This is a genomic window from Trichococcus sp. (assembly GCF_055118575.1).
Window position 1 is genome coordinate 19,940 of the sequence record NZ_JBSQPW010000027.1, and the last position, 25,383, is coordinate 45,322.

The 25,383-nt window shown below is 48.0% G+C and carries 22 protein-coding genes, 3 tRNA genes, 2 rRNA genes and 1 other annotated feature; of the genes, 5 read left to right on the forward strand and 22 right to left on the reverse strand.

The window, feature by feature from the left end:
• Window positions 1–8: 8 nt before the first annotated feature.
• The 7 genes from ACTCCX_RS08760 to cdaA form a co-directional block, all read right to left on the reverse strand.
• A complete protein-coding gene (locus ACTCCX_RS08760) occupies window positions 9–1,763 on the reverse strand; it encodes a PTS mannitol-specific transporter subunit IIBC (protein ID WP_463275643.1) in 1,755 nt (584 codons plus the stop codon).
• A gap of 394 nt (window positions 1,764–2,157) precedes the next feature.
• The gene (locus ACTCCX_RS08765) at window positions 2,158–2,592 is read right to left on the reverse strand and encodes a PTS sugar transporter subunit IIA (protein WP_463275644.1); all 435 of its coding nucleotides are present in this window, start codon (window positions 2,590–2,592) and stop codon (window positions 2,158–2,160) included.
• A gap of 33 nt (window positions 2,593–2,625) precedes the next feature.
• Window positions 2,626–4,659 carry a BglG family transcription antiterminator gene (locus ACTCCX_RS08770; RefSeq protein ID WP_463275645.1) on the reverse strand — a complete coding sequence of 678 codons (2,034 nt, stop codon included), beginning with the start codon at window positions 4,657–4,659 and terminating at the stop codon, window positions 2,626–2,628.
• Window positions 4,643–6,334, reverse strand: coding sequence for a PTS transporter subunit EIIC (locus ACTCCX_RS08775; protein ID WP_463275646.1), 1,692 nt, complete (start codon window positions 6,332–6,334; stop codon window positions 4,643–4,645). The genes ACTCCX_RS08770 and ACTCCX_RS08775 overlap by 17 nt, the downstream gene beginning before the upstream one ends.
• 443 nt (window positions 6,335–6,777) lie before the next feature.
• On the reverse strand, window positions 6,778–8,130 hold the full coding sequence (gene glmM, locus ACTCCX_RS08780; RefSeq protein WP_463275647.1) for a phosphoglucosamine mutase: 1,353 nt from the start codon (window positions 8,128–8,130) through the stop codon (window positions 6,778–6,780).
• Between the two features lie 66 nt (window positions 8,131–8,196).
• On the reverse strand, window positions 8,197–9,306 hold the full coding sequence (locus ACTCCX_RS08785; RefSeq protein ID WP_463275648.1) for a CdaR family protein: 1,110 nt from the start codon (window positions 9,304–9,306) through the stop codon (window positions 8,197–8,199).
• The gene (gene cdaA / locus ACTCCX_RS08790; protein ID WP_463275649.1) at window positions 9,303–10,145 is read right to left on the reverse strand and encodes a diadenylate cyclase CdaA; all 843 of its coding nucleotides are present in this window, start codon (window positions 10,143–10,145) and stop codon (window positions 9,303–9,305) included. The genes ACTCCX_RS08785 and cdaA overlap by 4 nt, the downstream gene beginning before the upstream one ends.
• A 221-nt stretch (window positions 10,146–10,366) precedes the next feature.
• Between cdaA and ACTCCX_RS08795 the strand changes: the two genes are divergently transcribed.
• Window positions 10,367–10,789, forward strand: coding sequence for a cupin domain-containing protein (locus ACTCCX_RS08795; protein ID WP_463275650.1), 423 nt, complete (start codon window positions 10,367–10,369; stop codon window positions 10,787–10,789).
• 61 nt (window positions 10,790–10,850) lie between these two features.
• Here the strand turns inward: ACTCCX_RS08795 and ACTCCX_RS08800 are convergent, their stop codons facing one another.
• The 7 genes from ACTCCX_RS08800 to yidD form a co-directional block, all read right to left on the reverse strand.
• Window positions 10,851–11,051: a hypothetical protein gene (locus tag ACTCCX_RS08800; protein ID WP_463275651.1), complete on the reverse strand. Its 201-nt coding sequence runs from the start codon at window positions 11,049–11,051 to the stop codon at window positions 10,851–10,853.
• A gap of 198 nt (window positions 11,052–11,249) precedes the next feature.
• Window positions 11,250–12,611, reverse strand: a complete 1,362-nt coding sequence (locus ACTCCX_RS08805) for a metallophosphoesterase (RefSeq protein ID WP_463275652.1) — start codon at window positions 12,609–12,611, stop codon at window positions 11,250–11,252.
• 134 nt (window positions 12,612–12,745) lie between these two features.
• Window positions 12,746–12,817, reverse strand: a tRNA-Gln gene (locus tag ACTCCX_RS08810).
• A 1-nt stretch (window position 12,818) separates the two neighbouring features.
• Window positions 12,819–12,902, reverse strand: a tRNA-Tyr gene (locus ACTCCX_RS08815).
• Window positions 12,903–13,050: 148 nt separating this feature from the next.
• A complete protein-coding gene (locus ACTCCX_RS08820) occupies window positions 13,051–14,634 on the reverse strand; it encodes an ABC1 kinase family protein (protein ID WP_463275653.1) in 1,584 nt (527 codons plus the stop codon).
• Between the two features lie 30 nt (window positions 14,635–14,664).
• Window positions 14,665–14,946 carry a phasin family protein gene (locus tag ACTCCX_RS08825; protein WP_463275654.1) on the reverse strand — a complete coding sequence of 94 codons (282 nt, stop codon included), beginning with the start codon at window positions 14,944–14,946 and terminating at the stop codon, window positions 14,665–14,667.
• Between the two features lie 45 nt (window positions 14,947–14,991).
• Complete coding sequence (yidD, locus tag ACTCCX_RS08830; protein WP_463275655.1) at window positions 14,992–15,285, reverse strand: membrane protein insertion efficiency factor YidD; 294 nt, start codon at window positions 15,283–15,285, stop codon at window positions 14,992–14,994.
• A 182-nt stretch (window positions 15,286–15,467) separates the two neighbouring features.
• On the opposite strand from yidD, the gene ACTCCX_RS08835 reads away from it, so the two are divergent.
• Complete coding sequence (locus ACTCCX_RS08835) at window positions 15,468–16,055, forward strand: ECF transporter S component (RefSeq protein WP_463275656.1); 588 nt, start codon at window positions 15,468–15,470, stop codon at window positions 16,053–16,055.
• A gap of 368 nt (window positions 16,056–16,423) precedes the next feature.
• Here ACTCCX_RS08835 and ACTCCX_RS08840 read toward each other — a convergent pair whose 3' ends face one another.
• A complete protein-coding gene (locus ACTCCX_RS08840) occupies window positions 16,424–17,017 on the reverse strand; it encodes a TVP38/TMEM64 family protein (protein WP_463275664.1) in 594 nt (197 codons plus the stop codon).
• 420 nt (window positions 17,018–17,437) lie between these two features.
• Between ACTCCX_RS08840 and ACTCCX_RS08845 the strand changes: the two genes are divergently transcribed.
• Both ACTCCX_RS08845 and ACTCCX_RS08850 read left to right on the forward strand, forming a co-directional pair.
• On the forward strand, window positions 17,438–18,658 hold the full coding sequence (locus tag ACTCCX_RS08845) for an MFS transporter (protein ID WP_463275657.1): 1,221 nt from the start codon (window positions 17,438–17,440) through the stop codon (window positions 18,656–18,658).
• Window positions 18,659–18,725: 67 nt separating this feature from the next.
• The gene (locus ACTCCX_RS08850) at window positions 18,726–20,129 is read left to right on the forward strand and encodes an alanine/glycine:cation symporter family protein (RefSeq protein ID WP_463275658.1); all 1,404 of its coding nucleotides are present in this window, start codon (window positions 18,726–18,728) and stop codon (window positions 20,127–20,129) included.
• 70 nt (window positions 20,130–20,199) lie between these two features.
• Here the strand turns inward: ACTCCX_RS08850 and ACTCCX_RS08855 are convergent, their stop codons facing one another.
• The gene (locus tag ACTCCX_RS08855) at window positions 20,200–21,576 is read right to left on the reverse strand and encodes a DUF2254 domain-containing protein (protein ID WP_463275659.1); all 1,377 of its coding nucleotides are present in this window, start codon (window positions 21,574–21,576) and stop codon (window positions 20,200–20,202) included.
• 131 nt (window positions 21,577–21,707) lie between these two features.
• On the opposite strand from ACTCCX_RS08855, the gene ACTCCX_RS08860 reads away from it, so the two are divergent.
• A complete protein-coding gene (locus tag ACTCCX_RS08860; RefSeq protein WP_463275660.1) occupies window positions 21,708–22,115 on the forward strand; it encodes a PTS sugar transporter subunit IIB in 408 nt (135 codons plus the stop codon).
• Window positions 22,116–22,190: 75 nt separating this feature from the next.
• Here the strand turns inward: ACTCCX_RS08860 and ACTCCX_RS08865 are convergent, their stop codons facing one another.
• The 6 genes from ACTCCX_RS08865 to rrf (ACTCCX_RS08890) form a co-directional block, all read right to left on the reverse strand.
• Complete coding sequence (locus ACTCCX_RS08865; protein WP_463275661.1) at window positions 22,191–22,838, reverse strand: hypothetical protein; 648 nt, start codon at window positions 22,836–22,838, stop codon at window positions 22,191–22,193.
• A 129-nt stretch (window positions 22,839–22,967) separates the two neighbouring features.
• Window positions 22,968–23,040: transfer RNA gene (locus ACTCCX_RS08870), tRNA-Thr, on the reverse strand.
• Window positions 23,041–23,161: 121 nt separating this feature from the next.
• Window positions 23,162–24,106, reverse strand: a complete 945-nt coding sequence (gene metA, locus ACTCCX_RS08875) for a homoserine O-acetyltransferase MetA (RefSeq protein ID WP_463275662.1) — start codon at window positions 24,104–24,106, stop codon at window positions 23,162–23,164.
• An 87-nt stretch (window positions 24,107–24,193) separates the two neighbouring features.
• Window positions 24,194–24,456 (reverse strand) — a binding site (T-box leader).
• A gap of 180 nt (window positions 24,457–24,636) precedes the next feature.
• Complete coding sequence (locus ACTCCX_RS08880; protein ID WP_463275663.1) at window positions 24,637–24,945, reverse strand: GNAT family N-acetyltransferase; 309 nt, start codon at window positions 24,943–24,945, stop codon at window positions 24,637–24,639.
• 191 nt (window positions 24,946–25,136) lie between these two features.
• Window positions 25,137–25,252 (reverse strand): 5S ribosomal RNA (gene rrf / locus ACTCCX_RS08885).
• Between the two features lie 40 nt (window positions 25,253–25,292).
• A 5S ribosomal RNA gene (rrf, locus tag ACTCCX_RS08890) occupies window positions 25,293–25,383 on the reverse strand; the annotation flags it as partial.

The following is a 25,383-nucleotide window of genomic DNA, read 5'->3' on the forward strand; positions in this document are numbered from 1 at the left end:
TCCTCTCCTTAGGCTATTGCCTTCAAGTTGGCGACGACACTCTCGTATTTGGGCGTAGTGATCAGACTGTCGACTGACAGATGGACCGCAGCAGGAACTTTTTGTCGGGCCGCTTGCGTCAGGCTATTCTTGCTGATCACCAACGTTTGTGGAGATGCTTGCAGTTCATTGATGTGCACTTTCCTTAAGGGGATATCCAATGCTTCCCTTTCCAAAATCCGTTCTACTACTTTTTGTCCCATCGTGGCGGAGCCTTTGCGGTCATCGTGGACCAGGACAATCTCGCTGATGTTTGAAAAGTCTAAATCAAGAGCCGGCGTTGGTGCTGGTATTGCAACGACTGCTTCTTTCGGATTGGTGCCGGACAGCGTCGCCACGATTTCATCATATTTGGGCGAGTTCAGGAAATTTTCGATCGCCACGAAAGTTGCATTCGGTGCTTTTTGTTGCGCCCGTTCCTTTAGTTCTTCCTGGGTGACGATCAGCGTATTCGCTGCGTCCGTCAGATTATTGATGGCGCGGTTGGTGACGTCTTGCGGCAGCCCGGCTGCATTGATTTTTTTGCGCAGGATAGAAGCTCCCATTGCGCTTGATCCCATCCCTGCATCACAAGCGAAAACGATGTGCTGGATGCCTGTCATGTTAGTTAGACCCGTTTGTCCAGCTGAGCCTTTTGCGCTTAATTTTGCGGCTTGGGTCGCTTTGACGCTCTCTTCAAAATTATCGACGGTTTCTTTGGAGTCCGCCTTCAAAATGACTGTTGCTACCGCAAAAGAAGCTACTGCACCGGCGAGTACTCCCAAAATGACGGGCAGGTATGAACCCATCGGCGTCATGGCCAAAATCGCAATGATTGAACCTGGTGAAGCCGGAGCCCGCAAACCAGCGCCTAAAAGTTGGAACACAAAGCTGCCGGAAACGCCGCCCGAGATGACTGCCAGGAATAACAGCGGTTTCATCATGACGTAAGGGAAGTAGATTTCGTGGATCCCACCCAAGAAGTGGATGATCATCGCACCCGGCGCTGTCGATTTCGCTGAGCCTTTGCCGAATAGCGTGAAAGCCAACAACACGCCCAAACCAGGGCCAGGATTCGCTTCAAGCAGGAAGAGGATCGAACGACCTGTCTCGCTGACTTGCTCCGTTCCTAACGGTGTCAAAATCCCGTGGTTGATTGCATTGTTCAGGAAAAGAATTTTTGCTGGTTCGATGAAAATATTTGTTAAAGGAATCAATTGTGCATTCAGGATTGTTTCCACCCCGGCTGCCATCACTTGAGTCAAACGGTCAACCACCGGTCCGATTGCCTGGAACCCTACAAGCGCCAAAGCGAATCCGATCAAACCTGCCGAGAAATTGTTGACCAGCATTTCGAATCCGGTCTTAATTTTGTTCTGGAACAGACCGTCGAATTTCTTGATCACGAAACCACCCAACGGTCCCATGATCATGGCACCCATGATCATCGGGATATCTGTCCCTACAATCACACCCATTGTGGCGATGGCGCCGACAACCGCACCGCGTTCGCCTGCAATCACTTTTCCTCCTGTATAGCCGACCAACAAGGGAATCAAGTATGTAAGCATCGGGCCGACCATGGAAGCGAAGGATTCATTCGGCAAGTAGCCATCCGGGATGAATAATGCGGTCAATACTCCCCAAGCGATGAGTGCCCCTATATTCGGCATCACCATACTTGAAAGGGTACTGCCTAACTTTTGAACCTTTGCCTTCAGCGATGTTTGTTGTGTCTGTTCCATCTTTTTGTTTCTCCCTTCAAACTGTTTCTTTTGATGTCTTTATTGTATGCGCTTCCGGAGTTGGTTTATAGTCGTGCTTTGGCACGTTTATTTGTGCCAGGACTTGATTGCGCCTTTCGGGACGCAGTGAGCATGACCAGGATCCGCACTGCTCTTCACCGGTGAACGGCGGTTTCGTCGGTATTTGAGCCACATTCTGGATTGTGTTCTCCGACAAGGATGGCTTCGTCGAAGTTGAGGCTGAAAGTTACCGGTATCCTCCGGTAGCGAATCCTTCGTCGGAGCTGCGGCCACATTCCTGCGCGCTCCTCCGGCAACCAACCCGTGAGCGCAAAAAAAGCAAGTGCCGTCTCGTTTTCGAGACGGCACTTGCTTTTTTTTGAATGTGGTTGCACTAGCTGTTTTCGAGAATATTCCGTACCGCCTGCAGATCCTTGGCATCGCTCAGCGCCATCACGTTTTCGATGTCCGAGCAGAAAAAAGCGATGTCCTGCAAAGCTTCCAATTGTTTTTCCTTCAGCGCCACCACAAAAAGGATAGTCGCGATTTGTGGCTCCTGATCACTGCCGAAGTTGACGCCGTCAGGCACCTGAATCAAGCAGATGGCTTCTTCTTCTATAAACGGCTGGCCCTCGCTGTCCCCGTGAGGCAGGGCGACGAAATTGCCGACGTAGACGCTCACTTTGCGATGGCGTGCCAGCATTGATTCGATGTAGTTGGGAGAAACCAACCCTTGCGCCACCAGGAACTCCCCGGCAGCGATGATTGCCGCTTCGGCGCTGCTGTACACCTGATCCAACAGAATATGCTCATCTTTGATCGTAATCATACGAACTCCTCACTTCCGGGTTTCATCGTTTCTTCATTTCTTTACTTCTTCGATCAAGAGCGCAGACAAAAGCTGATAGATGATCGCTTCATTGCCGGAATTGAAGATTTCCATCCCCAAATCGTTCATGATGATCGCTCCACTGATTTTCCCCAGCATTTTGGCGACGTTCTCTTCAATCGGATCCGGAGCCAGCATGATCAAAATCCGCGTCAAGGTCATCGGTTCCTTATCCATCCCGACTATTTCCAGCGGCGTCTGCAGATCAAAGACACAAAAACAGGGCTGAAGAACCGCTGCATGCGAAGCGTGGAATAAAGCAAAATGGGTATTGGGAATACCGATCGGCGCTTGCTGGTAGCGACTCATCAATTTGTCCCGGACTTTTGCCGGATCCGCCACGATTTCAGCCGAAATGTCTTTTACGGCCAAAGCGACTGTCTCGGATATGTCGGCGCTGTTTTCCAAAGGCTTGACGAAAAAGTGCTTCAGCAGCCGGTTGATTTCGTCAATAAACGTCATGACTTCCTGATAGTCGTCATTTTCAGGCAAGCTCGGCCTCGCTGCGGTTTGAACATGCCGTTTCGTATGATCGATTGCGCGGAAGGCTTCTTTGAGCTGCTTGATTTCATCCTCCAGGAGCAACGGGGAAACCAATAAATATTTCCCGCTGTATCCGGGCAACAGTGATGTGGAAATGGTCAAATCGAACGTCTCTTCCAGATTCTGCTTCCCGAGGTCAGCAATGCGGAAAAAGACGATTTCGTTGATGAAAGGAAAATGTTTCCGTAAACGCATTTCCAACATCCGCATCGAAGCCAGGCCGCTTGGGGAGATGCCGGCAATATCCACCGCAATGACTTTCGGGCTGCGCTCCAGAGAATTAGCGAAATGCAGCACCATATAAGCGATCTCCTCTTCGGAGAATTCCTGCTGCGGGAACACTTTCGGCCAGGCCTTGCGGATCGCCCCCGCAACTTCCGAGTATTGCGCCATAATCCGCTCCAGGATGGGATTGTTGAGGCTTCCTTGATTCAGGATGGCGCGGCTCAACGCCGCAGAAAGATGCGTCAAAAGCATTTTATACAGATTGTTGTCTTCAAAGAAATTTACTTCCGCATCACGGCTGACATTTTCGATCAATTGCTTGACCTGGTAGGCCAAGCGCGGATCAAAGCTTTCGCTGAAAAAGTCGTTATCCAAGTCACTGAAAAAATCATCCAATAGATTCGCGAAGAAGACGACTTCACTTACCGCATACAATTGCTTCGTATGCGCGGCGATTTTGGCAAAAATTTGCTTCGACAAGTCCAAAAGCTCCTTATTGATCTGTCCCGAATAGGAATCCTCCACCAGCTGGCAGCCTCGCGGAACGCGATCCATGGAAATCGTCAGCATCAAAATCAAAAATTCCAGTTTCCGGTCACTCAAATCGGAAAAGCGCGGTTCGACAATTTCCCGCACCAGTTTTTGGGCAAAAAGCAGCTGCTCTTGGTTGATGAATTGCAAAAAGAAAATTTCTTTATCTTTCAATTCCGAAAAATGGAAGAAGTGGTACTCATTGATCTCGATCCCTAAAATATTGGCCAGCAAGAGCCGGCGATACTTTTCGCTGCCGGCAAGTTCGTAACCGCGGTTTCGCGTGATCGTCAAGGGCAGACGCTCCAACCTCAGTTCCAACTGCTTGATGTCGGCAAAAAACGTGGTATTGCTGATCAGGTATTCGTCCAAAAACGTCTGCATGCTGATCGGCTCATCACTGTTCAACAGCTGCAGCAAAATGGCATGTTGGCGTTCCGTGGCGGATAATTCGGAAGGTTCATCCTCGGATACAATGGAGAGGATTTCTGCCTTGGCGGCATCCTCAGCAATCAAACGGAAACGGCCCCTGCTCGCCTTTTCCAGCTTTGCGCCTACGGATTCCAAAGAAAGCTCCAGATTCGCCAACTCGCGGTAAACGGTGCGCTTGCTGACTTTCAGCAGACTCATCAAGCGTTCTACTGTGACCGGTGAAGCTGAAAGCAGCAGTTCTTTTAAAATGATGGTCTCTCTAGGCGTTAGAAACATCCGACAAGTCTCCCCTTAATAGTTTTTCGTATTTGTTCGTTGCGATAAGGTGTTCGACAATCAACAGCGGAGCCTTCGGTAGGATATTCTCAGCAGCAAAGGCTTCCGTGATGATATACAGATTCCTCTGGTCCGCAATCAACTGGTTCAACGGCTGCTTTTCAATGAGGACATTGATGTTATGCTTTTCAGCTAGGTTCCGGAACGCGTGCACAGCCATCGTCTGCGAACCACGCACCCCATCCGCATACAAAAAGATGACTTTTTGATAGGGCAGCGTTTGCCCGAGCGTTTCCGGAATCTCTCTCATTTCTTGATCATCGGTCAGCAGCGCCGCAACTTTCGCATACTCTTCTTGGTCCAAAAAATTCCCGATTGTGACGAGTTGTGCGTGAGGGGCTTGGATTTCGGCCAAATGCTTCAACTCATTTTGGATGATAAGCAACAGATGGGGATCATCGTTCACGTGGTAAATGGACGTGTAATCCACCGGAATCACAATCCCGCGCGCTTCCAGTTGCTGCCTCATCAAGCTGGCTCCCATGGCGCTCGAGCCCATCCCTGCATCACAGGCGAATAAAATTTTCCGAATTTCCGTCACTTTGGTCACCTTTTCTGAAATTTCTTTTTTTGTCCGGTGTTTCCTGATCACGAGGGCAGCAGTCAAAAAACTTACCACTGCGCTTCCTGCAATGCCGCTGGCAACACCCAGCAGCATCTCTTGCGGTGTATTCGCCAGAATCGTCACGATCGATCCAGGGGAGGCTGGTGCCTTCAAGCCCACTTGAAACAACTCAAAAACCAGCGTGCCGCTCATCCCGCCCAAAATGACTGCGGCGAACAGCCTGGTATTCAACAAAACAAACGGGAAATAAATCTCATGGATTCCGCCGAACAGATGGATCATAAAAGCTCCACTGGCGGTGGCCTTCAAGTCCTTCCGGCTGAACAAGATGAACGCCAACAGAACACCCAGCCCCGGCCCGGGGTTGGTTTCGATCAAAAATAAAATCGAGGTTCCCGCATCCTCCGCCTGTCCAATCCCCAGCGGCGTCAAGATGCCGTGGTTCAGCGTGTTGTTCAAAAACAAGACCTTCAATGGCTCTATAAATAGGTTGGTTAACAACAACAGATTCCGTTGGATCAGCCAACCGACAAGCAGACTGATTTGCTGTGTGACGCCCGCAATGAAAGGACCGATAAAAACAAGACTCAAATAGCCGAACAGCATGCCGATGATTCCCGCCGAAAAGTTACGCACCAACATCTCATAACCCGCTTTGACTTTAGGCAGAAGATATTTATCGAAAAGGAAAACGTTCCAGCCGATCAACGGTCCGATCACCATGGCACCCAGAATTTGCGGATCTTCTGATTCCACAAGCATTCCGATCACTGCAACGGCCGCCACGACCCCTGCCCGATTCTCGATCAATCGTCCCCCGGTATAAGCGATCAGCACAGGGAGCAGAAATTGGATCATGAGGTGATCCATTTCAAGAAAAGAAGCCTGGAGCGGACCCTGAAGATATTGAATAAGCGTCGTAATGATCCCCCACGTGATGAAAACACTCACGTTCGGCATGATCATTCCGCTGAGGTAATGACCAACTCTCCTTATTTTCGGTAATTCCAAAAGCTCTTCCTGTACATAGGCTCGCTTTGGTTTTATCATGATCGCACCTCCCCTATCATTAACCTGCCGACCTCGCACCTCATTGGGTTCGCTTTCATTATAACCATAAACTTGCGCTTGTGTATATTTGCAATAATTGTTCTGAATGACGTCCTAGACAGCTCATCGGGTCTGCGACCCATCACTGATTACTAAATAAGAAAAGCTGAACGGGTTCGTTCAGCCCTGAAAGAAATTTAGGAAATCGGTCCGACTGAGCATCGAAGAGCGCAATAGGACCGATTTATCTAATTTCCGGAGGGCTTACCCGTGAAGCTGGCCATCAAATTTGATGGCATGAAACATTTTGAAAATCTGTGAAACACCTATGGTGACGCACTTTTCAATTCGAGAATTTTTATACTTTCCTAGTAGACAAAAAATGCCGTGGAACACCACCATTGTAGTGTTCCACGACCTAAAATGTTTAGAAGTTCCCTAGCTTAGATGCCGATTTCGGCTTTTACGACATTTACGATGCGCATAACGTAATCATGGCATTTTTCATCCGTTTCAGCTTCAGCCATAACGCGCAACAACGGTTCTGTTCCGCTTGGGCGCACCAAAATGCGGCCTTTACCTGCCATTTCTGTTTCAACCTCTTCGATGACAGCTTTCACAGCCGGAATCTCCATTACGCCGTCCTTTTCGGAAACGCGCACATTCACCAATTCTTGCGGGTAAAGCGTCACTTCATCAGCCAATTCGGAAAGTTTTTTGCCTGTCTGTTTCATGACATTCAACAATTGGATGCCTGTCAAAAGGCCATCCCCAGTCGTGTTCATATCCAGGAAAACAACGTGTCCGGATTGCTCGCCGCCCAAATTGTAGCCATTTTTGCGCATCTCTTCCACGACATAACGGTCGCCTACTTGCGTCTTCAAGGCAGTCATGCCTTCCGCTTCAACCGCCAAATGGAAACCTAGGTTGCTCATTACCGTTGAGACGATCGTATTGTGGTTCAATTTGTTGCGGTCCTTCAGGTATTTTCCGCAGATGAACATGATCCGGTCGCCATCGATGATGCGCCCATTTTCGTCCACAGCGATACAGCGGTCGGCGTCGCCGTCGAATGCCAAGCCTACATCCGCCTTTTTCTCGACGACAAATTTACCTAGGACATCCGGATGGGTCGATCCAACACCTTTGTTGATGTTGATGCCGTCCGGATTCGCTCCCATTGTAAAGAAGTCTGTTTCCAAGTCCGCGAATAAACGATTGACTACAGGTGATGCTGCCCCGTTTGCTGCATCCAGGCAGACTGTGATGCCGGAAAGGTCATCCGGGATGGTCGTCTGCAAGTATTGCGCGTATTTAAGGACGCCTTCCGGATATTCATCCACCGTCCCCAATCCGTCTGCTGAAGGTCTCGGCAAATCATCCCCTTCTTGGTCCAAATAGGCTTCGATTTCGTTTTCCTGTTCATCCGATAACTTGAAACCGTCGGATCCGAAGAATTTGATGCCGTTGTCGCCCGCAGGATTGTGCGATGCGGAGATCATGACCCCTGCCACAGCACCTTGAATGCGTGTCAGATAAGCGACGCCGGGTGTCGGGATGACTCCCAATTGTAGCACTTCGATGCCAACTGATAGTAAACCGGCAACCAATGCATACTCCAATAATTGACCGGAAATCCTTGTATCACGCGCAACCAGCACAAGCGGATGCGCGATATCTTTAGCGTGCTGTCTTAAGACATACCCTCCAAAACGGCCTAATTTGAAAGCTAATTCCGGCGTCAATTCGCTGTTCGCAACGCCTCTTACGCCGTCTGTTCCAAAATATTTACCCATTACCTGTAATCTCCTTTAGATTTTTCGTTTATTTTCTTTGCATGGATTTGTTTGATTTTTGATTTCTTATGAACTGCTCTCCGATTGATTCGCTTCGCTGCTCATACTGTCCGAAGCCGATGATGCGACGGCATTGCTTTCATCGGCGGAAGCTGAGGACTCCCCTGCATCATCGCTGGCTGATGAATCTACTTCAGCTTCTGCAGCATCCGACACCCGGATATTGACCTTGATCGTGGTCGGCGTCGCCGTTAAGATATCATTCGGTACCGGAATCGTGAGCGTTTGGGTGGTGTTGCTAGAGACACCCGTGACACTGACCGGCAGAGTCACTTCATCGATATCGGCAAGCACAGACCGAGCACCCGTTAAGGTCACACTCGAATCTCCATCCACTTCAATCGTGTAAATTTTGCCTTCAAGCGGAACACCGATTTGTTGGATGACTAAAGGCACTTCTTTCCCGTAAAGAGAAATCGGAATCCGGACGGAAACTTCCTGAGGATCAACGGAAACATTCAACTTATTCCCATTTGTGTCCACTACTTGTACTACAGTATTCATATTCACAGTATTTGTCAAGCCATTTTCAGCTGCGACCGTCACGTAAACACTATCCACACGGCTTATGGTCGAAGCCGGTCCGGTCAACGTTACGGTTTCCGCACTCAGTTCCGGAACGCCGGCCAGATATTCCGGATCGACCAAAGATTCATCGAACCGGACTTCCACCGGTCTCTCGATGGCAACCCGCTCTTCAATGACGACATTCACACGCGATGGCGTAATCGAATAATCGATTTCATTCGAAAGATTCTCGGCCGTCAATTGAATTGTATGGGTTCCTGGCCCCAGTTCGTCTAGATCCTCTGTGACGATCCGGTAATCTGCGGCAGAAATCGTCTGCACGAGTATGCTCTCTGGACCGTTCAGTGTCAGTACCACCGTTTCCGGCAATCCTGAAATGAAATACGCGTCCGTATCGATATTCACTTGGATCGGGACATTCGAAATGGTTTCCCGCTTGCTGGTGCTGATGGAACTGTTGCTGGTGCTCGTGGACCAGCCGTAGTTCTCTGAGTAGACATAAGCGAACAACAACAGGGAAATCAAGAAGGATACGCCTCTGACGACCCACTTGTTTTCCAAAAACTTATCGTCTTGCGGCTTTCTCATTCAGACCCACCCCATTTCGTATTGTCAAAGAAATCCTGAATGAAATTGGTAGTTTTTTCTTCCTCTTCTTCCACGACCAGTTGTTCCGTCAGGTAGGCGACAAAATCATCACGGCTCATTTCGCGCAACAGGCTCGTTTTGTGGGCTATGCTGACGCCTCCGGTTTCTTCCGAAACGATGATGGTGATGGCATCACTGACTTCACCAAGACCGATTGCGGCACGGTGCCTGGTTCCCAGCTCCTTCGGGATAAAGGAACTTTCCGATAACGGCAGATAACTGGCTGCGGTCGCGATTTTATAATCCTGGATGATGACCGCACCATCATGCAAAGGCGTGTTGGGGATGAAAATATTGATCAGCAGCTGGTTGGTCACCTCTCCGCCGATCCTTATCCCCGTGGCAGCGTACTCATCCAGCAAACCTTGCTGCTCGATGGATATCAGTGCTCCGATTTTTCGCTTTGCCATATATTGGACGGCCTTATCCAACTCCGTCACGAGGCGTTCGCTCATATTGACAGACCGTTTGACTTTCTTTCTGAATCCTGTTTTTCCCAGATGCTCCAAGCCTCTTCTGATTTCCGGCTGAAACACGATAATGACCGCCACGACACCCCATTGGATGACGCGGTTCATGATCCAATCTATCGTCTGCAACTGAAGTGTGACAGCAGCCAGTTTGATCAGCACGATGATGCCGATCCCTTTCAGCAATTGAATGGAACGCGTCCCTTTTAAAATCATGATCAACTTGTAGACCAGATACCATACCAACAGGATATCCACTATATCAAAGGCATTGCTCCAAGTGATCACTTCTCCCCAATCGATTGACACATGCGCACCTCCACGTTCAAAGTTATATCGTCAATTATATCACAAATGATCCGACTGAATGGCATTGTTTCCTTGAGAAAGCGCTTCAGGAGCGTTACAATGGAAGCAGATAGGCAATCGATCCCACATGAAGCATATCGTTTGCAAATCTGGCTCATTTTGCTACACTTAGTTTATAGTTATTACAATAAGATAATCAGTTTAAATTAGGAGGAATTCAAATGAGTATCGATTTTAAAGATCATGGCAAAAAACCTTACGTAGTCAACATCGAAGACGCAACCCTGCAGAATGAAAACTACCGCACAACAATCTGGACCGGCGAAAAATTACAGGTGACGGTGATGACGATCCAACCGAACGATGATATCGGATTGGAAGTCCACCATGGCATCGACCAATTCATCCGTATCGAAGAAGGAGAAGGCTTGTGCGTGATGGGCGATGCAGAAGACGATCTGTACTTCGAACAGAAAGTTTCCGACGATGACGCTGTCTTTGTGCCTGCCGACAAATGGCACAACATCACAAATACTGGGGATAAACCACTGAAGCTGTATACGATCTATGCAGGACCTGACCATGTACCAGGAACTGTCCACCCGACCCACGAAGACGCCGAAAACGATCCGAATGAACATTAAATACGAAAAGCAAAACGAGCCCAGGAAATTAATCCCGGGCTCATTTTTTTATTCATCAGAATCAATCAACCAGTTTCGCTAGTTCTTCTTCAGGCAAGTAAAAAGATACTTTGCCGCATTGTGGGCACACAGCCGCTTCCAAAGCCGCTTTTGTATGTTCGTTCAATGTTTTTTCCTTCGCTAATTCAACAAGATAAACTCCTTGGGAATACAAACCTAATCCTTCAATTAAATCAACGTTGCAATCTGTGCATTTAGCCATCGTGTTTCCCCCTCTTTCTCTTCGATAATTGTCTATTATTTTGGAACAACCGCTTCATCCATCATATCACGTTTTTCCGATGAAACATTTTTCCAAATTATGAACTTTTATCTCATAATCTAGAAAACCAGTCACGTCGGCACAAAAATCGACAAAAAAGCCCGTCCCCCGTTCTGTACGGTAGGGCGAGCTTTATCCTTATTGATGCTGCGGAATCACAATGTTCTGATCTTCCAAATTTTTATCCTGCAGCAATTGACTTGTGTATTTTTTGAGAAAACTCTCACTGTTCTGTTGGATGATTTGATAGCCGGCATGGCTGGTCCATTCATCCAACAAGCTTTCATCCTCGATATAATCCTCACCGGAAAAAAAGCGGACATTCATCCTCCCGACGTAGTCCATGACAGCTGCTTCGTAGGCTTCCTCATACCATTGCTCTTCAAACATCATCTGCAAAGCCAAATTCTCGCCATCGCGCTTGAACAAGTCATGGGCTGTCTGCGTGTACGCAAGCAATTCCGGATCTTTGACCCCTGTCGCTTCCGCCCAGCCCTCTACATCCAAGGATTTGCGCTGGTAAGCTAATTCCTCATCGGACAAGGTTATTTCCCCGATTGCGTTGGGGAATATGGACAGGGCTCCGGTTACGACTTCATAGAAAGGAGTCTGCGTATCTGCTGCCTCAGAAATATCCTGTGCATGGATGTGCCCCGCAAAGCTCGTTTGGATGCCTTTTTCTGCAAAATAGTCGATTGCCTCCTCCGCATTTTCCAAAACAAACCCTCCGCCTAATCTGCCGGTATGGTTCAGAAGCGGATGATGCCCGATCAACTGGACAGCCTGAACGGTTTCATCCTGCAATTCAAAATAGCCATCGAGCCAGGCATATGCCTCATCCTTAATTCTTCCCTCCGTTGTGGGGGCTTTTGTACTCTTTTTTTCGCTGTATATATTGGTGTCGATCATCAAAAAAGGAAATCCCGCTTTCGGCTCCATCACATAGCTCAAGGATTCCGGGTCTTTGCTGATGGCCAGATCATAGCCATAATCCGCAAAGATTTCTTGGAAATCCTCGGGTGTTGCTTGCGCGACGACTGCCATTTCTTCCCCTTCGAATTTCCGGGCCCAGCCGCTGTGGATATCATGGTTTCCTGGTATCACACTGACTTGCGTCCCATTTTTTTCGATTCTTTCAAAAAAGGCAGCCAATTCCACCATGCTTTGGTATTCTCCATTGAAGGTCAGATCTCCGCTGACGATCAGCAGATCCGGCTGTTCTTTCGCCGCTTCCCAAACAAGTGCCTCCATCATTTCCGGCACATGCTTCAAGTCTTTACCGGCGGAAGTCGCTTGCATCCGGGCAAAGGCTTCGCCGTCATCAAACAGATCCGGGGAGAGATAGTGGATATCCGTCACCATCCAAATCTTTAAATTTTCGTCGTTGCCGACCAAAGGGGTAAATGTTTGCATAGCGCGCTCCTCATCTTTTTGATTGTTCAACCCAAAAAGAAAAAGACCAGCCAGCAATACCGTCAGTGCCCTGAATAATTTTTTCATCAATTGATAGCTCCCTATGGATCATTTGGACTCATTATAGTGGTTATGCTTGCTGTTTGTCGAGCTGTTTGCTGACAAAAAAGAAGCGTACCGGAAATCATCGCGATGATTCCGGAACGCTTCTTCATTTTTGACTGGGCTAGCTGGATTCGAACCAACGAATGACAGAGTCAAAGTCTGTTGCCTTACCGCTTGGCGATAGCCCAATGGTGGAGGGAGGCAGATTCGAACTGCCGAACCCGAAGGAGCGGATTTACAGTCCGCCGCGTTTAGCCACTTCGCTATCCCTCCGTTCGCTTTCCTTAAAAAGCTGACCAATATATAATATAACAGCGGCAATTGAATTTCAAGAGATAAATCTGAAATTTTAGTAGTTTTTAATAGCAGTTTTTAATGCCCATCCGTTTACCGGCAATCCAGGACAATTAGCCGCATATGCCTACAGGTTCCCCGAACGGAATATGGAAATCAGCAACCAGATGCTGAACAGACCAGCAATCACGAAGCCTGCTTGCCCCAGGAATTGCCCTCCCGGTGTACCGGACATGATGGCGGACGACAGCAACAATCCGGCAACGATCAGGGAGATAACGACGCGATTGGACATTTTTTTGACGTCCTTCCACTTGTCATCCAGCTGATCGACATCGATCCGCAGCATGGTCCTGCCGCTTGCCGTCTGCTTCAGCAACGACAACAGGCTGCTCGGGATCTCGCTGCTGTCCTTGATGAAGGCATAGCCCCTCAAAGCCAACTTTTCCGCAGAAAATTTTTGCATCAGCGTCGTCAGCGTAAAGCTTTCCTTCAGGTAGTCCTTCGCGATCGAAATCAGGTTCAGTTCAGGGGAAATTTCCAGAAAAACGCCTTCCAGTATCGATAAAGACTTAGCGAGGATCGTCAGATCGCTCGGAATGGCGATATTATGCCGTTTGAACATTCTGATGAAATCGGTAATGAACGTCCCCAGATTCACGTTCAGCATATTGTTCGAAAGGTACATATCGAACAGCATTTCGACATCGGCGTACAGATTGCGTTTGTCCACCCGTCCTTTCGGCGTCCCCAATTCCAGACAGACCTTCACCATCCGATCCAGATCTTTCGAGGCCAATCCCTGGAGAATATCATTCAGCGATTTTTTCGTGGTCTCCGACAAATCCCCCATGATGCCGAAATCGATAAAATAAATTTTGCCTTCTTTGATGATCAGGTTTCCCGGATGGGGATCACCATGGAAAAAGCCGTCGTGGAAAACTTGTTTCAGATAGGCCAACATCAATTTGCGGCTGATATCATCCAAATCATAGCCAAGCAGGTCCAACTGTTCGCGGTTGGTGATTTTGGTGCCTTCGATGTACTCTTCCACCAATACCCGGCGCGTCGTAAGTCCCGAATAGATTTTCGGGACACCGATGCAGGCGATGTTGGCATTGAGGTCCCTGAAGCGTTGCAGGAGCTGCGCTTCGTTGCGGAAATCCAGTTCGATCAAAGTGTTCGCCTTCACTTGCTCCAGTGCTTCTTTGGGATCGACTACCTCCACCAGTTCCTTCGGGATTTTCCCGCTGAGGCGGATCAGGATGTCCAAGTCCCGGATCAACAAATCATCGATGATCGGGCGCTGCACTTTCACGACCACTTCCTCCCCTGTCCGGAGAACCGCCCGATGGACCTGGGCAATCGATGCACTGGCAAGCGGTTTTTCCTCGATGGACAGGAAAGCTTCGCCTAAGGACAGTTTTGTTTCTTCCATAAAGATGCGCTCGACTTCCGCAAACGGAAATTCCGGTGCTTTGTCCTGCAGATGCGCCAGTTCTTCAACAAATGCCTGCGGGAGAATGTCGATGCGGGTGGAGAGGATCTGGCCGATTTTGATGAAGCTCGGCCCTAGTTTCTCGAAAGCAAGACGAAGGTTCTCGGGATCCTGGTCTTTTCGGCTCGGCTTCACCTGATTATGATAAAGGAATTGAAGCCCGTAAGAGGACAGGATCCGGACAATTTCATGCAGCCGTTCGTCTCTTGCCATCCTAACCCCTCCTTCATCTTTTGCGGTTGCTTATTTGTTCAACAATTGATCCAACTTGGCGTTGATCGCATCCATCTTGGCTTCCAGCGCCTGCACATCCTCTTTTTTGGCGAACGGCAGATTATCCAGTTCCGCTTTCGTCGCCGGAACGATTCCTGAAGCTTTGCGGGTCAACTCCGTCTGCAGTTCTTTTCCCTCCTGGACCGTAACGCGCCCTTTTTCGACCATTTCATTGATCAGCTTTTCAGCCTTCTCGATTGAAGTGGAAGTCATGCCGACACCTGCTAAGAAAATCTTCTTTAATTCATCCATTTTAATCTCTCCTTTGATTACCGAAATGGGAAAATCCGAAAAATTTTAGTGCTTATGGAAATGTTCATGCTCTGAATGACTGTGTTCGTGTTCGTCTTCATCTTCATTGTTGCGGCGGATGCTGAATTGTTCGGGCACCGGATCGTATCCGCCTTTGACAAAAGGATGGCATCTGAGGATGCGCGCGATTCCCATCAGACTGCCCTTGATTGCACCATGCTTTTGAATGGCTTGAACCGCATAGTTCGAGCAAGTCGGATAGTACCGGCAGCTTGGCGGGAACAGCGGGGATATCACTTTCTGGTAACCACGTATCAAACCTATAAAAATTTTCTTCATGGCGGCTTCCTTTCTGGCTCTATACTGCTATTTTACCCTTTTTTCCGCAAAAATAAAATAATAGCGTGCGCCGAACCGATAAAAGCATTTCCGCTGTTGCTGTTTTTTTCCGGAACAATTTGGTAAAATACCTATATATCGGCACTTGCCGAAATGCATAGATAAAAAGAGGTTGAGCCTGCATGACTGCACAAAAAAATAAAACGTACCGCATCGCTATTCTCGGCATTCTGTCTGCCTTCATCATCATCCAGACATTCGTTCCCTTCCTGGGCAACATCCCGATTCCGCCACTGAATCCGACCATCATCCATATCACGGTCATTGTGGCCGCTTTTGTCCTGAGCACGAAGGACGGTATGCTCGTCGGGCTTGTCTGGGGCTTGGCGCGCATGGTCAAAGCCTATACACTGCCGGCTTCCCCTTTGGATCTGCTGCTTTGGACTAATCCGATCATCGCAGTCGTTCCGCGTGTGATGGTAGGGCTTGTGGCAGGCCTCATTTTTCACGCTTTTCTGAAACGCAAACAGGAAAAACGCGGAATGGTCGTCGCTGCCGTTTTGGGATCCTTGACCAATACCGTGCTTGTCTTGGGATTCATCGCCCTTTTCTATGGCAATGAATACGCCACAGCCCTGAATGTCGATCCATCCAACCTGTTGAAGGTATTGGCCGGCATCGTCGCAACGAACGGACTCGGCGAAGCCGTCGCAGCCGGCTTGATTGCTCCATTCATCGCCAAGGCCCTGATGAAAGTCCGCCGGAAATAAGAAAAGCGGAACGGGTTCGTTCAGCCCTAGGTTAAGGATACACTGTGACCTATTCGGTCAAGTACTCTGATGTCACAGTGCGACATCAGAGGGCCTCACTGCGAGACCGGTTGGATGGCCTGATGACAGGACTAAGCGATTGAAATCGCAAGAGTCATGACAATTTAGGATCCTTAGCTCACAGAGACAAGGGGTTCCTTCCTAATTTCCGAAGGGCTTACCCGTGAAGCTAGCCATCTTTTTGAAAGCGCAAAATATTTGTCCATTTTAACGACACCTACGGTGATGCACTTTTGATTTTAACATTCTAAACTTTTTTGCAACAAAAACGATGAGCCTGTCATGGCTCATCGTTTTTGTTTTGGATTTTATTGAAGTACAGGCTGAATGGCTAGCCACCCTTTGATGAGGGTCGGCATATTCAGGAACACCCAAGTCACAATCGATGCTCCGCCGATGCCATAAAAGTACAGGGTGATCGGCTTAAATAGGAGGAAGATGATCAGGAAACGCTTCATGGACATTTTCGTCAGCCCGGCTACCATGCAGAGGAAATCATCCGGGAATCCAGGAAGAGCAAAGGCTGAGGCCATCAGCCATTCGAATCGTTTTCCTTTCGTCAGCCAGCCATAATATTTCCTGTAGGTTTCTTCCGAAACGAATGCTCTGACGAATGTCTTTCCATATTTACGGGCTAAGATGAAATTGATGATCGAACCGATCAGTACACCGATGAAGCTGTATGTGAATCCCCACACTGGACCGAACACTAACGGAGCGACTACGACCGTCACGCCTCCGGGAATGATGGGATAGACCACCTGGAGAATTTGAATCAGCAAAAAAATGACGGGCGCATAAAGGCCCATTCCATCCAACAATGTCTTAAAACTGCCTTCAGCTTCAAAGAAGCCTGTCCGATAAATCCAAATGCCTAAGATAAGTGTCGCGACTGTTCCCATTACCGTCAAAATCTGGACGATTTTGCGGTTCAATGCAATCCCTTGATGGGTGGTGTTCTCCAATTCCACTTCTTCACCTCTTATCACTTTTTGTGCTGCCCTATCTCCGATTATACCTGACAAAAATAAATTTCCTATGAATTTAGTTTATCGATTCCGTGAACGGCCTATTTTGAAAACGCTTCCTTTTCTTCGCCTTAAGTATAACGCAACCGCCGTACGCCTGCCTCTGACTAAAGTCGGATTTTCTTAACCGATTATAAACACTTCGCGTTGGTTTGTCCATAAAAAAGTAAGTTAAGATTTTCATACTGGAGAAAAATAAGGCAAGTTTGCACTGAAGGCGGCTCCGGCTGGAAAAATCCCGGCTGCTGTGATACTTTCAGTGTAGAGAAATTTTTATCAAAAGACAGGTGATTTATGGCAACAACATTCTCTAAGAACATCCGCTCTACTTTGGTCAGTTCTTTCATAAACAGTTTGATCTATTCCTGCACGATCCCTTTTTTGGTCATCTATCTGGCCGGCATCTTCAATCCACAGATTACCGGCATGCTCGTCATGACAAATGTTGTCGTCTGCTTCCTCGCAGGCATCATCGGCGGGTATCTTGCCGATAATTTCCAGAGAAAGAAAATCCTGTATCTTTTCCAGAGCCTGTACGGGGGCTCTTTGCTTTTGATCGCCCTCAGATTTTTGGGCCTGCTTTCGGCAGATGGCTGGCTGATACTGGGTTATCTTGTCTGCGGCATTTCCTTCAATCTCTATTCGCCTGCGTACGATGCCGTATTGATGGACTGCACCACGGTCGAAAATCGGAAACAAGCCTACCAATGGCAATATTGGACCTTCAACTTGTCGATGGCATTGGGTTTTTCGCTCGGCGGATTCCTGTTTCAGCACTACCTTTTCCAGCTGTTCCTGGTGGCCGGAATCGCGCAGCTGGTGATGGCTCTTTTGTTCCGCAGCCAGTTGGACTACACGAATACGACCGCTGAAAAGCGGCATAAGAACAGGCTGAAAGACTTATTTCTGAACTACCGCATCGCTGCGAAGGACACGCGTTGGCTCTTTTTGATCTTGGGCATGGCGCTGTTCAATACGGCCGAGTTTTCGCTGAAGACCTACACCGCCGTCCGGCTTTCGAAGGAGTTCGAAACGCTGACTATCTTCGCGGTTCCAATCGATGGTGTGCGCATGCTCAGCTTGCTGCAGGTTCTCAACACGCTACTTGTTGTCGGCTTCACTTTCTTGGTCTCGCGCTTCACCGAAAAGCGCTCCGAAAAGGCGACCATCCTTTATGGCCTTTTGATCTATGTCGTCAGCTATGGTTTGATTGCCGTCATGAACAACATCTATGTTCTGATTCCGTTGATGATTTTGGCGACCATCGGCGAGTTGGCTTCCTCCCCGAACATCAATGCCCGCAAAGTCGACCTCGTGCCTGAAGACAAGCAAGCCTCTTATCTGGCTTTCAGTTCGCTTTCCTACCAGGGTGCTGACCTGTTGGCAGCATTTGCCTTGACGCTCAGCGGCTACATCTCGGCCGGTTTCATTGCCGGCTATATCATCATTTTGGGTTTGATCGGCACCTCGCTCACCGTCAGCAGTCTGTACGGGCGCAACAATAAAATCAGATGAATCAGCTACCCTTCCACTGAAGTAACTCATTGTTCGTTCCGGTACTCCGACAAAGGAGGCAATCCTGATGGAAACCATAAAATGGCTGAATGACACAATCGTCTGGGGCATCCCTATGCTGATTCTGATGTTGGGGACAGGGCTGTATCTGACCTTCAAAACCAAGGCCGTCATCTTCACCCGCTTCGGGACAGTGCTGGCCAACACACTGAAGACAGTTTTGCGGAAGCCGAAAGAAATCCAAGCCGGCACAATCACACCCTTTCAGGCGGTCTGCACGGCTCTGGCCGGAACGGTCGGGACCGGCAATATTGTTGGCGTAGCTGTAGCCATCAGCGTCGGCGGCCCGGGTGCCATCTTTTGGATGTGGACTTCTGCTGTCCTCGGCATGGTCACAAAATATGCGGAAACAACCCTTGCGCTCGCCTACCGCGAGAAAAATGCAAAGGGTGACTATGTGGGCGGCCCCATGTATTACATAAGTAAAGGGCTGGGTTATCCCAAGCTGGCCTATTTTTTCTGTCTGTTGACGGCCTTTGCCTCAATCGGCGGTGGCAATATCGTCCAGGCAAATGCCGTAGCCGGCAGCTTGCAGGACGCCGTTTCCATACCCGCCTTGGCAAGCGGTCTGCTGCTGGCTTTCTTTGTGGCCTTGGTCGTGGTGGGGGGCATCAAGCGGATTGCCAGCGTAGCGGAAAAATTGATTCCCATCATGTCAATGATTTATACAGGCGCTGCCATCTTTATCCTGATTCTGCAACGAAACCAGATTCCCTCCGCTCTCGCCACGATTCTCACGGATGCTTTCACCGGCACGGCGGCTATCGGCGGCTTTACAGGAGCTTCCTTCATGTATGCAGCCAGGATCGGTGTCGCCCGGGGAGTGTTCACGAATGAAGCGGGCCTCGGCAGCGCTCCGATCGCCCACTCAACCGCCGACACGGACCATCCGGCGCGTCAGGGCTGTTGGGGGGCTTTCGAAGTTTTCTTCGATACGATCATCATGTGCACCATCACCGCTTTGGTGATCATCATCAGCGGAACTTGGAAGGACGCCTCGATCGATGGCACGGAAATGTCCAATCGGGCCTTCAGCGCCGTTATCCCGGGCGGGGAATACATCATTTCCATCGGCATCGTCCTGTTCGCCTTCGCGACCACCATCGCCTGGTATTACTATTCCGAAAAAGCGATCGAATACATTGCCGGTCAAAAAGCCATCCTTATCTATCGGTTCTTTTACATCGGTTCCCTTATCTACGGGGCAGTCGCCGCCGTGGATGTCGTGTGGGAAATTTCCGATCTTTTCAACGGTCTGATGGCCATCCCGAATCTGATCGCCTTAATCGGTCTGGTCGGACCCCTAGTAGCGTTGACAGAAGATTTCTTCGCTGATCCAGTAACAATCCGACCGAAGGATCAATCCTATGCTTCCTTTCTGCGGATCAGATCCAGCAAAAACAAGGAATAGATGACCAAAATCGCTATTTTGCTGCATAACCTAAAGAAGAGGAACTCGCGTGCGCTCGAGTTCCTCTTCTTTATTTTTGTTCATCGCTGGTGATTTCCAGAATGCGCTGCTGGCGTTCCTCGATATTTTGCTGATCCAACCTTTCCGTGAAATTCGGACTCGTCAGATTAAACAAATAATTGCTGTAATCCTTTATGTAACTCAACTTCTTCGGATGAGCGGCATAAGCGACCGTCACTAACGAATCGAATAAAGCCACTACTCCGGAAATATCAGTCTTCATGTAATGGATCAGCTGCCAGTAGCTTTCATATAAATCTTTGGAAAAATTATTGAAATCATAGAATACGCAGCCGTTATAGCGCAATATCCCCTCGTCGACGTCCTCTTTTTCTTCCCCCATCAGAACAAACCTTCCCGGCAGGCGAGCAAACTTGGCATCCAATAGGGCTTTGTAATGCAGGATGTGAATTGCTGTATTCGGATCGTTTATTCCCGGCGAAACCGCCCGGAGCGCTACCTCAATCAATTTTTTGCGGGCAAAATTGGGATCGAACATCGTGGAGGGCTCCGTTTCATAGGTAAGGCTACGATTCAGTGCTTCCCGGACCCGTGGCTCATCCTCCAATTTCCGGTTCGTATAGAAAATGGCCAAAGGTTCATTGACGGAAAGGAAATCGCCTATCCTGAAGCGCAATACCATGATCCCTTCAAATTCTTTGCTCAGCTCCAGTAACCTGCCGAAATTGATGTATTCCGCATAACCATTCGTATCCGCTTGGATGGTGTACTGGTGTAAAGACTCTATTTGCGGCAGATGGTCAAACATCGGTTTCCCTTGAAAGGACGCAATCGTTTCTTCGACTATCTTATCCGCCTCTTTGTAGATTTTGTTCACCAGTTTCTCCAATTGCACCGATGTCGCAACATTGTAGACGAACTTAATAAAGTAGAGGACACAGGCAAGGGCATAAATCAAGGCGACTGTCGCGGAAATGACAAGATATTCATTCTCTGAACTCCGCATAAAAAACAAGGAAGAAAGGCAGTAGATGAAGCCCCCAAGAAAAATGCCGAGCGTTTGCATGGAGGTCTTGTGCAAAAGAAAATTTTCCACTGTCCGCGGACTGAAATTGGAAGAATAGAAGGAAATGACAGATAACATCGTAGCAAACGTAAAGGTCGCCACTGAGAATAGGGACCCCGCCAACAGGCTCAGTATTGATTTGGCCAGATTGACGCTCGTCAGCAAAAACGGCGGAAAATAATCAAGAGCCGTGATCAAGCGTGTGTCGAGCAGGATGACACCTATGGCCAAAACGAACGAAAAGAGCACACTCCCCCCCAAGGTCACCCACATCCGTTTTTCTTCAAAAGTCAGTCGGAGTGCTTGCAGCACATCCCTCACCCCTCTCAGGATCAGAATCCCTTTCATCGATTTCATCATACCACATGCCTGTTCCGTTGAAGAACTCATAAGCCTGAATGAGAGATTAGGTGCCTGAAGCGCGCAAAAGTATTTCAAGCGCTTCCAATAGATGTTATGATGGACCTATCAAAAGCAATGGAGGAACCCAAATGATCCATATCCTGTTGTGCTGCGGAGGAGGCTTTTCATCCAGCGCGTTGGCGGCTAAAGTCAAAAAAGACATCCAACAATACCAACTGCAAGACAAATTTGAGATCGAATTTTCGCCTTTCATGATCGCCAAAGAGAAAATGGACCGCTTCGATATCGTCGTTTGCTGCCCACATCTGACTTATGATGTCAAAAAGATGGTCAAAAATGCCAATCCCGACAAACCCATCTACATTTTGCCGCCCCGCATGTATGGCCTGATCGATATCCGCGAATTATCGACCGATATCCTCGACGTACTCCAAATGTACAGCCGAAGCCCCATCAACCCTGTCCATTTCCCGGGTGAAGAGAACATCATGCGCGTGACGCGATCCGTGGCTTATCGACGAAGCATCGTTTCCTGACTATCAAGCTCCCCCGATCAGGAAACTGTTCGAAATGGGCAGGCGTATGGTGAAAGCAGTTTTGTTTCAGCTGATTCACCCACCATGGCGCCGATGGAAATCTTCGACTCCCAATTGGCAGGCAGATTTGTCGCCGATCATCCGGAACATTTCGAAATAAACATCATTTTCAAACGTATCCGTATCGATCGGCTCAATCCCGATCCGATCCCCGGCCCAACTCCCCTTTTGTTCGGCTTGTTCTTCTGCTTGCGCCAGAACAAAATAAGGCATCAGATTTTTCGTGCGCTTAAACAAACGGCGATCGATCGTCATGAATAAGTGCGAATCATAATTGATCAGCACAAACTGATTGATGAACGCCTCCCACTTTTTCTTCCAGGCAATGACTTCAGATGGATCGATCGAAACAATGTCTATTCCTGCTTCTTTGCGGTTCCGACGCAGCAATTTTTTCTTGTACCCATCGTGGATCGTATACTTCTCTTCATCCAGCAAGTAGGCTCTCACATCTTTGGAATCGATAACCAAAGCGATCCGGTCGCCTTTCCATTCATCCATCAACAACTGGAACAGTACGTACTGAAAAGGATTTCCCAACTGCGGATGTATTGCCGCTATCCCATTTATCGTGCTGTCCCCAGCCCAAGTCAGCGGGGTCGGTTCCATCATTTTCTTTTTATCCAAATTGACCAATAAATGCTGTTGCTCCGTATTTCCCAATTTGTTGCCTCCTCTATATTGATCTTTCACTTAACAGATACGTATTCTGGAGGCAATTACTTTTTCGAAATAGACAAAAAAAATATATCAAACGTCCCGAAAGAGTTGATATACCTGAATAAAAGATTATGCCGGCTGCAGGATTTGAACCTGTGACCTCCGCGTTACGAGTGCGATGCTCTACCAACTGAGCTAAGCCGGCCTAGCTATCGGGTCACTCAACAAGTGAACCACAACATAATAAATTATAAATAAATTTTGTAGATTTGTAAAGAGGGCAATTTAATCAATTTGCCCTCTTTGCATACCTATCGGAATACATTTTAATCTTTAGCAGGCTTATTCCTTAGTTCATGGATACGCTGCAGATCGAATGGTGTTTCCTGATAAACAAAGTAATTCAGCCAATTCACAAAGAGAATATTGGCATGGCCGCGCCAACGCACCACCGGGCGTTGGCTCGGATCGTCAGCAGGGTAATAATTGATCGGAATGTTGATAGGCCGGTCCAAGGCGACATCCCGTTTGTATTCCTTATCGAGTGTATCAAAATCATACTCGGCATGACCTGTCACAAACACGAAACGGTTGTCCCTGCTGCGGACGATGCTGACCCCTGCCTCTTCAGATGTCGCCAAGATTTCGAGCGCACTACAGGCTTCTATATCCTTTTTAAGCACATCCGTATGGCGGGAGTGCGGCATATAAAACTCATCATCAAATCCTCTGAGCAACATCGTTCTGCTGTCTGTGATCGTATGCTTGAACACACCGAACAGTTTCTCCTTCAGAGGATACTTTCCGATACCGTAGTGATGATACAACCCGGCCTGGGCACCCCAACAAATATGCATCGTCGAGAAAACATGGCTGGCGGACCATTCCATGATGGACACCAGTTCCGGCCAATACTCCACCTCTTCAAAAGCGAGGTTTTCGACTGGTGCACCCGTAATGATCATCCCGTCAAAGTATTGATCCTTGATATCGGAAAATGTCTTGTAGAAATAGTCCAAATATTCTTCCGACACATGTTTGGAATCATAGCTTTCCATCCGCAGCAAGGTCACTTCCACCTGCAGGGATGTATTTGAAAGCAAACGGATGAACTGCGTTTCCGTAGCCTGTTTTGTGGGCATCAGATTCACGATGATGATTTTTAACGGACGGATATCCTGCGTGACGGCCCTCAGCTCGTCCATAACGAAAATATTCTCTTTGGCCAACTCTTTGATGGCAGGCAAATCCTTCGATACTTTGATCGGCATGTTTTCCACTCCTTTTTCTTTCCATTAACCGGTTCATTCAACAGCTCTCTTATGCACAAAAAAGCCCCCCTCACCACAGTCTTGCGACCATGGGACGAAAGCTTCGCGTTACCACCCATTTTTATAAGGACTTCACAATCCTTACCTCAAAAAGTACGTAAAGTGATTGCGTGACCGCATACCCTTTAGATACTCTGCAGAATATCGCCTGCGTACGTAATCGAGCTGATTATTCACCCGATTAAAGGCTCCAAGACCATCTTCACTTTGTTCCGATACGCTCCCTTTCACCAAAACAGGAGCTCTCTTTACGTACTTCCCAAAGTTACTCTTCTTATCGTTGCCCGTTCTATTGTCAGATACGACTTACATTAATATAATTAAATTATCATCATTTCTTAATCTTGTCAATAGGTAAAACCGATCACAACTGATCCATTCCAACAAACACAAAAAATAGCGAGCCGGAACTACTTCCCCTAATTCCGACCCGCTACTCTCATCTATATTAAAAATAAGAGAGAACAGTGTTAAATTTCTGCCTTGATATCGGCATATTTTTCGCGTTTGCGATCGAACATAGCCACAACATAGGAGCAGCGTGGAACGATTTTTTTGCCTTCAGCCCGCATTTCTTCGACAAGACGATCCAGCAGCATCTCCGCAATCCCTTGCCCTCTCAATGAAGAATCAACATAAGTATGATTGGCTATGACCTTGTCTTCACCATACGGTGCATAAGTAATTTCAGCTATCATACGTTCGTTTTGATCGTGCAAAGCGAAGCCATTTTTGATCTTAACAAAATCTTCCATTTTGGTTTTAGAAAAATCTTCCATTCTTTATTTCCCTCACCTTCTGACAACTATCCTTAAACATAGTTTAGCACGGTTCCTCGATTTTATACACTAAATCGACTCACTCTTTCCAGCGCTGTGTTCAATTTGGAAAATTTTATTCTTTCCTACTATATCAAAAAAGGCTACCGACTTTTACGACGGTAGCCTTCTGATTATTTATATAAAAACATGCGCGGCAATGTCCTAGTCTCACAAAGGGAAACCCTTCACTACAATCGGCGCTAAGAAGCTTAACTTCTGTGTTCGAGATGGGAACAGGTGTGACCTTCTTGCCATCATCACCGCACATGGTGATTCTGATATATAAGTTTAATTTCAAAAAAAAAGCGCGGCAACGTCCTAGTCTCACAAAGGGAAACCCTTCACTACAATCGGCGCTAAGAAGCTTAACTTCTGTGTTCGAGATGGGAACAGGTG